This is a genomic window from Parageobacillus thermoglucosidasius (assembly GCF_001295365.1).
GTDB lineage: Bacteria > Bacillota > Bacilli > Bacillales > Anoxybacillaceae > Parageobacillus > Parageobacillus thermoglucosidasius.
In genome coordinates, this window is the sequence record NZ_CP012712.1 from 2,956,511 (window position 1) to 2,970,110 (window position 13,600).

The following is a 13,600-nucleotide window of genomic DNA, read 5'->3' on the forward strand; positions in this document are numbered from 1 at the left end:
TTCGTTTCGACTATGAAACTAGCGAATTTTTCATTTTTGCCAATTCTTCTCCTACTTTTACTGCAGATGCGGTCATAATATCGAGATTTCCAGAATACGGAGGAAAATAATCACCAGCTCCTTCTACTTCAAGAAAAACCGATACTCTTTTTCCATCAAACATCGGCTCGTTTCGCAAACGGTAGCCAGGAACATATGTTTGCACTTCCTTGACCATCGATTCGATCGAATGAACGATTTCTTCTTCTTTTCCCGTTTCTTCCACGAGCGCATGAATCGTGTTTCTCATAATAATCGGCGGTTCCGCAGGATTTAAAATGATAATCGCCTTTCCTTTCTTGGCACCTCCTACTTTTTCAATCGCTCTCGCCGTCGTCCGGGTGAATTCATCGATGTTTGCTCTTGTCCCCGGACCAGCGCTTTTGCTCGCAACCGTTGCGACGATTTCCGCATATTCCACTGGCACAACCCGGCGAATAGCATGAACAATGGGAATCGTTGCCTGGCCGCCGCACGTGACCATATTGACATCGGGAGCATCCAGTTTCTCTTTTAAGTTGACCGGCGGCACGACAAAAGGGCCGATGGCGGCAGGGGTTAAATCAACTATTTTTTTATTTAATTTAGTTAATGCTTCATGATGTTTATAATGTGCTTTTGCTGTCGTCGCATCAAAAAGAATGTCGGCTAAATCAGGGTTTTTTAAAAATCCCTCTATTCCGTTATCAATCACCGTCACCCCCCGGTCTTTTGCTCTTTTTAGTCCATCCGAATGCGGATCAATCCCTATCATGACGCTCATTTCTAAATATTGGCTTCTTTCTATTTTGTACATTAAGTCTGTGCCGATATTGCCAGATCCAATAATCCCTGCTTTTAATTTCATGTCCATTCCCCTTCCCATATAACGTGTTTTTATTTCCCAGCAAGCGGCATTCCCGCCATTGCGCAGCGAACTTTTACGTGAAAGAAACAGCTACTTCTCCCATATGGGCAAATTTGACGGTAAACGTATCCCCGCGAGAGACAGGCACGGCGGCGGTCCATGCTCCTGATAAAATGATTTCCCCTTTATGTAAAGAAATGTGATAACGGCTAAGAGCATTGGCAAGCCAGATGACGGCATGGATCGGATTCCCCATGACAGCCGCTCCGGCAGCGGCATCGATCAATTGACCATTTCGGTAAGCAGCCATACCGGTATGCGAAAGATCGATGTTTTCGAGCGGCGTCGGTTTTCCACCGATAATAGCTCTGGCAGACGAGCCGTTATCGGCAACCGTATCTTCAAAACGAATTTTCCAATCCCTGATTCTACTGTCGATAATTTCAATGGCTGGGGCCACGTACTCCGTCGCCTGGATCACATCCATCACCGTGACATTGGGGCCCTTTAAATCTTTCTTTAAAATGAAGGCAAGCTCAAATTCTACTTTTGGCTGGATGAACTCATCAAGAGAAACATGTTCTCCATCCAACACAATCATGTCGTCAAGAAGATGGCCATAATCCGGTTCCGCTACTTGAAGCAAATGTTGCATTGCCTTGCTTGTTAAACCAATTTTTTTGCCAACGATGGTCCGCCCGTTTTCCACCTTCTGTTCCACTTGCTTCAATTGGATTTGATAAGCCTCATCTGCCGACAAATGAGGAAAAAGAGCGGTAAGCGGATCAATCGGCTTTTTCTTCTCTTCCGCTTCCAATAATAAAGCGGCGATTTCTGTAATGTTCATCATTTCCCTCCTCAAGAAACGGATGGTCGCCTTGCGCTTGACCCATTCGCGCTGCGGCCTGTCATGCAAGCACAAGCAGTGCAAACAATGAAAGAATCATAATGTTGTTTTGGCAGAAATGAAAAAATATTCTTAAATTTTATTGGTAAAAAAGTGCAAAAGCAAAGAATGAAAACTATCTTTGTACTCCACTTGCGTCCAATGGCTGCACTGTCCGTAAATCATCATCTTCACCCGCGGAAGATGTTTGGCAAGATAATAACTTGTTTCGGCAGGAACGATCGGATCATTCAGTCCATGAACGAGCAAAACTGGTTGTCGGATGCGGCGCAACGTGGCACTTGGCAAAACAAGATCATCCACAATCTGCTGGCGAGGCGGGGGAAACATTGCTTCATAGGAACGCCGCACAGCAGGATTCATAGCAGCCTCAAAGCGCATCTTGCTAATGTCGGCAAGCTGGCCTTCGATAAAACTTTCATCATAAGCAAACCAGCGAATCATTTGTGCCATTCTCTCTGCAGATGGATCTTCATAAAATCCCCAAACGCGGTCAAGCTCCGGGGTCAATCGAAACGGAGCCCCCGCCGGACCCATCAACACAACGCGGTCAATGCGCTCAGGCGCCTCGGCCAATAAGTGAAGAGCGATAGCTCCGCCTAAAGAATTTCCAACCAAATGAGTGCGTTTCACTGCCAATGCATCCAGAAGCAGTTCAAGCTGGTCCACCCACAGCCTCATCCAAGACCGGATGCCTTTCGGAGGCGAAGACGGATGTTCTGACATCCCGAAACCGATTAAGTCTGGCGCTATACAATCAAACCCTTTTTCCTTGAAAAAAGGGAGCGCATATTGCCAATTAGACCATGCAGTTGCTCCAGGACCGGACCCATGGATAAAAAGAACCGCTTCGCCATTCCCGGCACCGGCCCGGTAAAAATAAGTTTCGTAGGCACCAGTTTTGGCATAGGCGCTTGTTACTTCTTGCAAACCAATTCCTCCCCTCTAACACTGCTAGCGAATGATTTTTTGACTCCCTGTCATCACTTTGAAGTTAATTGACATAATTTTAAGAAAATCCTTGCTATTATCGTACGGGATATTTATTGTTTATACAACATCATTGTTCCTCTATAAGAAACAAAAAGCAAAAAATAATCAATTTTTTCATTAATTTAAATGATAATTTTGTATTCTATAGAAATAATGTTCCTTTGTATGCAACAAATGAAGGAAGATGAAGAATAAAAACAAAGACTGCCTGCCGCTTTGCGGCTTTTGCGCAGTTTTTCATTGGAAAAAGAAATTTGCCGATCCATACTCTAATTATTAAAGAACAAGGATGCAAACATTAGCATTGAAGAGTTTTGCCCAACATAACGCCTATTTATGACACACCGGCAAAGCCGTTTATGCCCTGTGCATAACCGGTCCGGTGCACCGCATATTACGAAAGTGAAACGAGCCAAAAGGAACAAATCCACATGTATTCGCACCACATCCGTATAAAGCGAGGCTGACTCAAACCATCGCCTTGAAGCGAGGTTGAGTCAGCCATCATGTTTGCCAGATAAAGCAATTCTCTTTTAGATGTTAAAGAAAAGGGGGAACAGACACCCGAATAAGTATAAGGGGAAAAGATGATGCCCCTTTTCACCATTGATTACGTTAATGCTTTAGAGAAGGATTCCACTAATTCTCTCCGATGATAGAAGATGCCTGTGCCAATTTGATCTTCCGTCCAAGTAATGGTCGGGAAGTCTGCATAGCTCATATAGCCGCTTGTGTACGCCTCGTTTCTATTACCGGATGGATCAAAAAAGTAAACGGTTAGTCCTCGTGTGATGCCATGGCGGGTTGGCGTAATTTCTGCTTGGACATTATTTTTTGTTAAAATATCCGCTGCTTTTAATACTTCATACCAGTTATCTACATAAAATCCTGCATGATGGAATTTACCATCTGGTCCTTTCACGAAAGCAAGGTCATGGCCTTTATTAGTCACTGACAAAAAGCTGCCGACTAGTTCTTCCCCATCTACCGTAATGATTCTCTCTGTTTGTCTAAAACCGAGCACTTCCGTAAAGAAGCGGGTTACTGTTTTCAAATCATCGCCTGTTAAAAGAGCGTGATCCAATCGATGTGGAGCAATTCCTTTAAGTCCATCCGGCCATGGATGCGGATTGAGATTTCCAGTCTTTGTTCCCACTTGCTCGATGTCCGTATATAATTCCATATAATGACCTGTAGGAATCTGGAAACGAACCGCTTCACCTTCTGCTAATCTAGTACCTTTGGAAATCCGGGAAAGTGTGCAGCCAAATTGTTCAATTTTATATTCTAATTTTTCCAATTCATAAATATCTTTTACTTTAAATGCCATATGGTCCATTCCGGCCGTATCAGCTTTTTGCAAAATGATGCTGTGATGGTCATATTCGTCCCAAGCTTTTAAATATACTCGATTTTCCTCGCGCCCTGTCACTTCAAGCCCGATGACATCGGTATAATATTTTACAGATTCGTCTAAATCCAACACTCGAATCTCCAATCGCCCTAGTCTTAAAATTTCGCTCATTTGAATCCTCCCTTTCATTGAAAGATTTTGTTTTATTCATAAATTGGATAACCAACGCTTTCCATTACACCGTTTCCAATAAGGATAACGCTGCTTCGCAACACATTCTGTCTTCTTCTTCTGAGCCGCCGCTGACCCCGATTCCTCCGGCTAAATCCTTTCCGTCATAAATCGGGTACCCTCCTCCGAAGACGACCAGCTTTTCTGTATGGACGATCCCAAGGCGCAAGCTCGGTTCATCTTTGATCATGTCATACCATTGATGGGTCGGAATCCCGAAAGCGGCTGCCGTATAGGCTTTATTTTGCGCAATTTGGATGCTTAAAAGAGGAGCTCCGTCCATGCGGAAAAACGCTTTCAAATTTCCTCCTTGGTCCACAATGGCGATATTCACTTTAATGCCAAGTTCCACAGCCTTTTGCACCGCTTTATCAATCATTTTTTTCGCCAAATCACCGCTGATGCTTTTTTGCGTTAGAAATGCCAATATTCCATCCTCCTTTCTTGATTAATACCGCTATCCTTTCGCAGATACTAAATTTTTTCCTTGCTTTTCTTCTTTTGAGATAGAATTGGCTTCTCTCGAAATCCATTTCACTTTTACTCGAAAAATGCCCGACACAGAAGAGATGGGCGGACCGAGCCAATAGATTTTTTTCTGCTCTGTTACAAGCACACGTCCGTTGCACCATCCTTTTCCTCTATCAATCGCCACGTCATAGCATCCTTTGGAAGGAATCATATAATATCTGTCTAAAAGCAACTCGTCTTTTCCATCTGTACATATCATTTTTCCTTTTGTTTCGTAAAATTCCCCCAAATAGTCAGGAAGTTCTTCCATCAATCCTAATCGAATTTTGTTTCTAATCAGTGTGGAGCTAATTTTTTCATCATTTCGTTTGACATGTTCTACTTTCGTGACAGTGATCGAACACCCGCTGTCTTCCTCCATCATAGCTAAATTCCCTTTTCCTTTTCGGCCGTATGAAAAGTCATATCCAGCTACTGCATGCTTGATTTGCAATGGAATTAAATATTTTTGGACAAATTCTTTCGGTTCCAGTCTTGCAAATTCTGGCGTAAATCGTATTAAATAGAAGTAGTCAACCCCTAAACGGGAAAATTTTTTCGCTTTTTCGGCAGGCGGGAGCAAATAATGGACACGCTCTCCCGTTTTGCCGATAATTTCTTTTGGGTGCGGAAAAAAGCTGATGACCGCTGTTTTTAGCCCCATTTTTTCCGCCAATTTTTTGGTGGTCTGAATGACTTTTTGATGTCCGAGATGAACGCCGTCAAAAAACCCTAGTGCAGCCACGGCGGGGCAAGAGGCAACAAGATGTTGATCATTTTTATGATCAATAATGATGATTTTCAATGAAATGCCCCCTCTTTTTAGCTCGACGCCGCCACTTTTCCGTTTTGTGCCAGCTGATGGTATTTTCCACTGAAAAACAGAAGCGGATCTTGTTCTGTAATGTTTATATCCGTCACTTCCCCAATGAAAAGGGTGTGGTCACCTGCTTGAACTTCGTTAACAACTTGGCAGGAAATTTGCGCAAGAGCGCCTTTAATCACCGGCAGCCCACCCAGCTGTTCAAATTGTACATCTACTTGTTTTTCCAGCTGTCCGGCAAAATTCAGCGAAAGCATTTTTTGATCGTGCGCCAAAATGTTAACGGCATATTTTTTCGATTGTTGGATTTTTTCCAGCATTTTCGCTTTTTCGCCAATGGAAACTAATACAAGTTTCGGATTTAAAGAAACAGACATAAAGGCATTTGCTGTCATTCCATGAATATCTCCGTTAAGCTCTGTCGTAATGACCGTCACCCCTGTTGCAAATTTCCCCATCGCATTGCGAAACAAGCGATCATCCATGTTCACACCACCTCCTTTCCTGTTTGTTATTTCTGAACAAGTTCTTTTTGTGGGGACACCCACGTATCATTGACCCAGCCGTGAAGATCGTAATCATCCAAAGCGGAATCGACAAACGCTTTAAATCGTTCGGAATCTCCAGTGACATCAGCAATTTTTAACGTCTCTAGACGAATGTTCTCATGGTTGCCCGCATAGTTGATTTCATAAAGCTCATGGCGGCCGCCAAATTCTGTTCCGATCGCATCCCAAATCATTTTCATCAATTTCACCCGTTCTTTCGCGCCAATGCCTGAACCGCGATAATAACGATCCAAATACGGACGCAATTCTGGATTTAAGAAGTCGTTGGCACTGGAAGGCAATTGAATGAGTCCCCCCGCTACGACTTGTTCAAAAATTTGTTTGACACGCGGCCATACCATCGGAGCGAGCACGCGGTAAGCGGCGCCGTACTGAAGATTCGGAAGCGCAACGCCATTTTTCATTTCGCAATTGGCCGCCATTGCGGTTGACAGTGCCCAAAACATATTGCGGAACGCAATAACCTCGCCGATGTTTGCCTGGACACCACGAAATTGTTTCGTACCTGCCGCCTCTGTCGCTTTCATTAATAAGCCAACCATAAAATCAAGCTTGACGGCAAAACGCGTACAACCCTGGAATGTAAAGCGGTTAACAAATCCCGTTTCAACAAAAAATCCGTTAACGACGTTCACATTTTTATAGGCAAGAACGTTTTCCCAAGGAATAAATACATTGTCTAATACAATGACTGCATCGTTCTCATCAAAACGGCTGGAAAGCGGGTAATCAAATGGAGAGCCTAATGTTTTGGCAATTTGCTCATACGATTGACGGCTGATCATTTTAACACCAGGTGCATTCATCGGCACAAAGAAGATGAGCGCATGGCTTTGATCGCCATCTCCTAAATCTTGGGCTCCATAGTTGGAGACAAAGTTATAATGAGTTAAGGCAGCCGCCGTTCCCACCATTTTGGCACCGCTTACAATAATGCCGTCATCCCTCTCTTTAACAGCGCGGACATACACATCTTTATTTTCATGAAGCGGCTTGGAACGGTCGACTTGCGGGTTAATAATCGTGTGATTAATAAACGGAATTTCTTTTGTCGTTTTTTTGTACCAATTTCGCGCATTGTCCGCAAACCCTTCGTAATAATTAGCAAACGCTTTCAAATGTGCTGTAAAAGAAGCTTTATAATCAGGAGTTCGCCCCATAAAGCCATAGCTCAGCTTGGCCCATTGGGCAATCGCATCTCTTGCTTCTAAAAGATCTTGAGCATGTTTAGGTTCTTTGAAAAATTTGTGAGTTGGATAACCTTCTTCAGTAGTCGCCGTCAAAATTTTTCCCATTTGTTCATCATGAAGAGCATCATACATTCTTGCAATAGAGCGGGCAGCGTTTTCATAGGCAGGGTGAGCAGTTACATCATCGATCTTTTCCCCATTTAAATAAACCACCCTGTTATCTCTTAGACTTTCTAAATATTCCTTGCCATTCATCATCTTTTATCACCTTCCTAAAATATAATTAACTACTATTTTCACTACGGTTATATCATATAATTGATTTGAATTTTCAGACAATAACAACATTTGTTGAAAAATTCTTTAAAACTAAACAAATTTTGTTGAAAATGATGAAAAAAACTGCCTCTTTGCCAAACGCCAGCGCTGCATCAGCACGGCAAAAAGCTGGCGATTGCGTGCGAGACAGTCTTTTCTCATAATAGATAGTTATATGATTCTAGTCTCTACCTGCTCTTTTTTCTATTTCTCGCAATGCCGGACCAATCTCTGAAAACTGCTGGATGATCACATCCGCTCCGCGCAGCTCTTCGGCGCTGGCAAATCCAAACAGGCAGCCAATCGACCAAAGCCCATTCTCCTTCGCCGCTTGAATATCGGAGCCCCGATCCCCGACCATCACTGCACTTTCGAGCTTGTAGTCATTTAACAATTGTTTGACTAACGCGGATTTCGCTGGCAAGGAAAACCGGTCAAGACTATAACAATCGATAAAATAGCGCTCAAGCTGGAAGGCGGTCCAAATCGCGGCGAGGTAGCGGGAACGCCCGTTGCTTGCGACAAAAAGCGGGATTCCTTGATCGGCAAGAGACGCAAGCGTCGCAAGCACGTCTTGGTATAACCGCCCGTTTCCTTGCTCGATTTCAGCGATGATATCATCCAAAAACCATGCGGCTGCCCGGGCACGCACCGCCTCATCCGCTTCCGGCATCAATTGGCGCCATACTTCTGGAATCGGGACGCCAAGAATCCGCAAATATTCTTCGACCGGCGTGCCCCCTTGCCACTCTCCTGCGCGGCGCAGACGCTCAAACGTCTTATGCAGGGCAGGAATAAGAACCGTTTCCGTTTGAAACAGCGTGCCATCCATATCGAAAATCATGGCAAATGGAATTTTGCTCATGTAGCTTCCTCCTTCACAAATTGCAGCAGCATGGAATCCATTACTGGTTCATGCCGATTTCCATATAAATTTTATTCGAAGTCAGATTATCTAAACCGGTATAAAGCGAAACAGTTTTATATCCAGAATCTAACAGCTCATATTGGCGATTCCTTTGTTGCAAATGATCTTATGAGATGAGCTGTGTAAAAGACCAAGCTGTCCCTTGCAAGCAGCGCTGAAAAAGCAATCCTGTTTGCCCTTTCCGTTCCGCGCGCGATATTAGATGGCACTTCAATTACAATGGAGCGGAAAAAGCTTGATTCTTTTCGCCTGCATCGCCGTCTCCTAACTTTGTTTTTTCATTTTTGCCATTGCGGGAGAAACGATTGGCCAGATGCTGATGGAGCACATCTATCAAGTTTCCGCGCTCATGATATGTTTGGAAAGCAATCAACGATAGAACGCCGTTCATGAATAAACACAAACGGCGCTCTTTTCATCCTTTCATTCAAATAATTGCGGAAGCTGATGAACGAGCGTATATATTCCCATATACGCCATTAAAATGACGACAATTCCCCCAAATATCGTCAGCCACAGCGGATGTTTATAATCCCCGACAATCGTCCGCTTATATGCAGCAATAAGCATAACACCTAACGAAACCGGCAGCACAAGGCCATTTAATGCACCAACTAAAATCAGCGTTTTTACCGGCCGGCCAATAAAGACGAACACCAAAGTCGATGCAATAATAAACAACACAATGAAAAAACGGTGATATTTTTCGATGAATGGGTGAAACGTTCGGATAAAGGTCATGGATGTATACGCGGAACCAACGACCGATGTGATCGCAGCCGCCCACATGACAATGCCAAAAAGCTTATAGCCAATTTCGCCTGCAGCAAGGCGAAAAACCGACGCTGGCGGGTTCGCTTCATCTAACGTTAGCCCTTGAGCGACAACGCCTAATGCGGCAAGAAACAGCAAAATTCGCATCAACGACGCTACGCCAATGGCCGAAATCGCACTTTTCGTCACTTCTGGCAAGCTATTTTTCCCTTTTATTCCCGCATCTAACAATCGATGCCCGCCGGAAAACGTAATGTAGCCGCCAACCGTTCCGCCAACAAGCGTCACAATCGCCAAAAAGTCCACTTTCTCTGGCACTATCGTTCTTACTACTGCCTCTCCAAGCGGCGGATGGGCTGTCCAAACGACGTAGAGCGTTAACCCAATCATGACTATCCCCAAAATCTGCGTAAAACGATCCATCATTTTCCCCGCTTCCTTGACAAGGAAAATGATGATGGCAATCACTGCGCTGACAATCGCTCCCATTTCCGCCGACATTCCGAAAAGCACGTTGATGCCCAGCCCGGCACCGCCTACATTGCCGATATTAAACGCCAATCCCCCAAGCACGATCAATCCCGCTATCACATAGCCTAATCCCGGCAATACTTCATTCGCGATATCTTGCGCCCGTTTTTCGGAAACTGCAATAATGCGCCATATATTCGCTTGTGCGCCGATATCAAGAATAATGGAAATTAAAATGACAAAACCAAAACTGGCGGCAAGCTGCTGGGTAAACACCGTTGTTTGCGTCAAAAAGCCCGGCCCGATCGCCGATGTCGCCATTAAAAACACAGCACCAAGTAATATGCGCCATTTGTTGTTTTTTTTCTCCATAGTTTTCCTCCATTCATCTAGTGATAGAGCAAACTGTTATGCCTTCTTTTTGCAGCGCTTCATATAAGCGTCTGGCAAACAGCACCGCTTTCTTGCCGTCTCCGTGAATGCAAACCGTCTCCGCTTCAATCGGAACATCGTTGCCTTGCAGCGAACGGACGCGTTTTTCTTTCACCATCATGAGCACTTGCTGAACCGCTTCCTGCTCATCGACAATCAATGCGCGCGGGTCGCTTCTTGGCGTCAATGAACCGTCTTGTTGATACGTACGGTCTGCGAATACTTCGCTCGCCGTCTGCAGTCCGATTTTTTTTCCGGCGTTAATCAGCTCGCTGCCAGCCAATCCGTATAAGATTAACGTTGCATCCACATCATAAACCGCCCGCGCGATCGCCTCCGCCAACACCGCATCTTTTGCCGCCATATTGTAAAGCGCGCCGTGCGGCTTGACATGCGTCAGCGTTCCTCCTTCCGCTTTCACAAACGCCGATAGCGCTCCAACTTGATAGACGACATACGCATACGCTTCATCTGGAGTTACCGCGATGTTGCGGCGGCCAAATCCGAGCAAATCGGGAAACCCTGGATGGGCGCCGATCGCAACATTTTGTTCTAGCGCCATTTGCACCGTTTTCCGCATGACAAGCGGATCCCCGGCATGAAAGCCGCACGCGATGTTGACGGAAGTGACGTATTGCAATATTTCTTTTTCTTCGCCGAGACGGTATATTCCAAAGCTCTCGCCAAAATCACAATTCAAATCAACGCGCATCATCCATTTCCCTCCATTTTTGCTGAATAATCATCTTCCATTTTTTCATTTGCTGCTCACGTTCCACGTATAGCCGCTGCGCTTCCTGCCATGATACTTTTTGAAATTGAATGTAATCACCTGGACGCGCCTGCGCCAAAATGGGAAGATCGGCGCTAATGACTTGGGCGATGCGCGGATAGCCGCCTGTCGTTTGGCAATCCGCCATCAGCACGATCGGCTGGCCGGATGCGGGCACTTGAATCGTCCCGAATGTAACTGCTTCGGAAATCATTTCATGATTTGTCGCACGTTCAAGCGCTTGTCCTTGCAGGCGGTAACCCATGCGGTCCGACTGTGTCGTTACTTCATACACAGAAGCGAAAAATCGTTCTTGGCTCTGTGCTGTAAACATGCCATATTCGGGGCCTTCTGCGACACGAACAATCTTTTTCTTCCCGTTTATGTAATTTCTTTCCGAAAAAGCTATCCCCCAACGAACTGGCTTTTCCTGAATCGTAATCACAGGTGCCCGCAATGGCAGCACATCGCCCGACCGCAGCGCTCTTCCGTGAAAACCGCCGATGCCCGCTTGTACGTACGTAGAACGGCTGTTCATGACAGGCGGAACGTTAAGGCCGCCCGCAAAAGCGACATATGCGCGATAACCGCTTTGGCACGCCCCGATCGATAATACATCGCCTTTCCGAACGAAAAGTGGTTTCCACATCGATACAGGCTCGCTGTTTAATGTGCAGCGAAACGAGCCGCCGCAAATCGCAATGAGCGCATCTGTGTCAAAACGGAGCGTCGGGCCGTTCATCGTAATTTCCAATGTTGCTTCATCGGCGTCGTTTCCGACAAGCAAATTCGCAAGCCGGCTCGCAAACGAATCCATTGCCCCGCCAACGGATACGCCGGCTTTTTGATATCCGAACCGTCCTTTTCCTTGCACGGTTGTGAAAAATCCACTATGTATTACTTGAATTGTGACCATCATCCCACATCCTGTACTCTTCTTCCGTAATCGGGCGAAATTGTACAATATCCCCAGCGCGCAGCAAACTCGGTTCCGGATCATGCGGCCGGAACAAAGCGAGCGGCGTTCTCCCGATAATTTGCCATCCACCAGGAGTCGCGAGCGGATAGATCCCCGTCTGGCTGCCGGCAATGCCGACCGAACCGGCCGGCACATGAGTTCTCGGTGTTGAGCGGCGCGGTGTCGCGATTTCAGGAGACAACCCGCCTAAATAAGCAAAACCGGGGGCGAAGCCAATCATATACACGCGGTAACTTTCCCGGGAATGGATGGAAATCACTTCTTCTTCGCTTATCCCATGAAAACGGGCGACTTCTTGCAAATCCGGGCCAAACTCTCCGCCGTAACAAACAGGAATGACCACTGTCCTCGCAGCCGCCTTTTTTATGTGTCCCACCCGCTTAAGCTCCGTTCGCAGCCACTTGCATATTTCTTCGTAGTCGCCAGCAACGAGCGGGTCATAATACACCGTCACAGATGAAAATGTTGGAACAATATCCAAAATCCCTTCCTTTTTCTGCTCTTCTAAAAAAACGGTGACGCGATGAACATGCTCATTCACCGCTTCATCTACTTCCGTGGAAAAGCGGATCGTCACTGCCCATTCACTTAAAGGAAACATCGTGTAATCCATCTTTTATCCCTTCCTTGGAAAACCAAGCTGTTCGGAAATTTGCCAAGCGGCTTGCTGCAACATCGGCACCATTCGTTGAACCGCCTCCGGCGAAAAGCGATGTTCCGGGCCAGCGATGCTCAATCCCGCCACCACATTTCCTTCATGATTGAAAATCGGCACCGCAACGGCGGCGGAATAATCCTCCAATTCCGAATAGCTGACCGTATATTGCCGCTTCCGGTCTTGTTCAATGATGGCCCGCAACGTGTCCCGCCGGACAATTGTATTTTTTGCAATTTTCACCATTTTAACATTGTCGATGTAGCGCTGTTGTTCATCACGATCCATAAACGTCAGCAATACACGCGGGCACGCCCCGGCGTACAACGGAGCGCGCCGCCCTACTTTTGTGTACACGCGCACTGGTTCTGATGTGTCGACCTTTTCAATATAAATCGCTTCATTGCCATCGCGAATGACTAAATTGACCGCTTCCTTCGTGTCTTCTTTCAGCCGCTCCATAACCGGAAGCGCGATTTTCCGGAGGTCTAACCGCTCGGCAACAAGCATGCCAAACGACAAAAATGCTAAACCAAGTTGATAATAGTCGTCCGTTTTTTGCAAAAAGCCAAGCTTCACTAAGGATTGCGCCATCCGATAAACCGATGTTTTTGGCATTTGCAATAATTCGACCATCTCCTGCAACGTCAGCCGCTCGCGATCGATGAATAATTTCAGCATTTCCATCGTTTTGACAACCGTTTTATTCATCACACTCTTCCTCTGTTCCAAATATTGAAACACTTATTCCATAAAATGAATTTTGTTATTCATTATAATAAAAATACACAAAATTTTCTATATTATT

The 13,600-nt window shown here is 45.6% G+C and carries 15 protein-coding genes; all 15 read right to left on the minus strand.

Annotation, left to right across the window (positions count from 1 at the left end; translation table 11 throughout):
• Positions 1-10 precede the first annotated feature (10 nt).
• Positions 11-886 (minus strand): acetaldehyde dehydrogenase (acetylating), encoded by an 876-nt coding sequence (locus tag AOT13_RS14470; RefSeq protein WP_003249981.1) that lies wholly within the window; start codon positions 884-886, stop codon positions 11-13.
• Positions 887-959: 73 nt separating this feature from the next.
• Entirely contained in the window at positions 960-1,733 is a 774-nt protein-coding gene (locus AOT13_RS14475) for a 2-keto-4-pentenoate hydratase (protein ID WP_003249979.1), read from the minus strand.
• A 132-nt stretch (positions 1,734-1,865) separates the two neighbouring features.
• Positions 1,866-2,723 (minus strand): alpha/beta fold hydrolase, encoded by an 858-nt coding sequence (locus AOT13_RS14480; protein ID WP_042383804.1) that lies wholly within the window; start codon positions 2,721-2,723, stop codon positions 1,866-1,868.
• Between the two features lie 673 nt (positions 2,724-3,396).
• The gene (locus tag AOT13_RS14485) at positions 3,397-4,311 is read right to left on the minus strand and encodes a catechol 2,3-dioxygenase (RefSeq protein ID WP_013400631.1); all 915 of its coding nucleotides are present in this window, start codon (positions 4,309-4,311) and stop codon (positions 3,397-3,399) included.
• 64 nt (positions 4,312-4,375) lie between these two features.
• Positions 4,376-4,798, minus strand: coding sequence for a GlcG/HbpS family heme-binding protein (locus AOT13_RS14490; protein WP_003249973.1), 423 nt, complete (start codon positions 4,796-4,798; stop codon positions 4,376-4,378).
• 30 nt (positions 4,799-4,828) lie between these two features.
• Positions 4,829-5,686 (minus strand): FAD synthetase family protein, encoded by an 858-nt coding sequence (locus tag AOT13_RS14495; protein ID WP_042383807.1) that lies wholly within the window; start codon positions 5,684-5,686, stop codon positions 4,829-4,831.
• A 17-nt stretch (positions 5,687-5,703) separates the two neighbouring features.
• On the minus strand, positions 5,704-6,189 hold the full coding sequence (locus tag AOT13_RS14500) for a flavin reductase family protein (RefSeq protein WP_003249970.1): 486 nt from the start codon (positions 6,187-6,189) through the stop codon (positions 5,704-5,706).
• Positions 6,190-6,215: 26 nt separating this feature from the next.
• A complete protein-coding gene (locus tag AOT13_RS14505) occupies positions 6,216-7,721 on the minus strand; it encodes a 4-hydroxyphenylacetate 3-hydroxylase family protein (protein WP_003249969.1) in 1,506 nt (501 codons plus the stop codon).
• Between the two features lie 241 nt (positions 7,722-7,962).
• A complete protein-coding gene (locus tag AOT13_RS14510; RefSeq protein ID WP_003249966.1) occupies positions 7,963-8,646 on the minus strand; it encodes an HAD hydrolase-like protein in 684 nt (227 codons plus the stop codon).
• A gap of 277 nt (positions 8,647-8,923) precedes the next feature.
• Positions 8,924-9,100 (minus strand): hypothetical protein, encoded by a 177-nt coding sequence (locus tag AOT13_RS20175; protein ID WP_155267344.1) that lies wholly within the window; start codon positions 9,098-9,100, stop codon positions 8,924-8,926.
• A 32-nt stretch (positions 9,101-9,132) separates the two neighbouring features.
• Positions 9,133-10,326 (minus strand): NRAMP family divalent metal transporter, encoded by a 1,194-nt coding sequence (locus AOT13_RS14515; protein WP_003249964.1) that lies wholly within the window; start codon positions 10,324-10,326, stop codon positions 9,133-9,135.
• A gap of 13 nt (positions 10,327-10,339) precedes the next feature.
• Entirely contained in the window at positions 10,340-11,101 is a 762-nt protein-coding gene (locus tag AOT13_RS14520) for a LamB/YcsF family protein (protein ID WP_013876806.1), read from the minus strand.
• Positions 11,088-12,077: a 5-oxoprolinase subunit C family protein gene (locus tag AOT13_RS14525; protein ID WP_035501947.1), complete on the minus strand. Its 990-nt coding sequence runs from the start codon at positions 12,075-12,077 to the stop codon at positions 11,088-11,090. Before AOT13_RS14525 ends, AOT13_RS14520 begins: the two co-directional genes overlap by 14 nt.
• Complete coding sequence (gene pxpB / locus AOT13_RS14530) at positions 12,049-12,750, minus strand: 5-oxoprolinase subunit PxpB (protein ID WP_003249959.1); 702 nt, start codon at positions 12,748-12,750, stop codon at positions 12,049-12,051. Before pxpB ends, AOT13_RS14525 begins: the two co-directional genes overlap by 29 nt.
• 3 nt (positions 12,751-12,753) lie before the next feature.
• Positions 12,754-13,503 (minus strand): IclR family transcriptional regulator, encoded by a 750-nt coding sequence (locus AOT13_RS14535; RefSeq protein ID WP_003249957.1) that lies wholly within the window; start codon positions 13,501-13,503, stop codon positions 12,754-12,756.
• Positions 13,504-13,600: the final 97 nt, after the last annotated feature.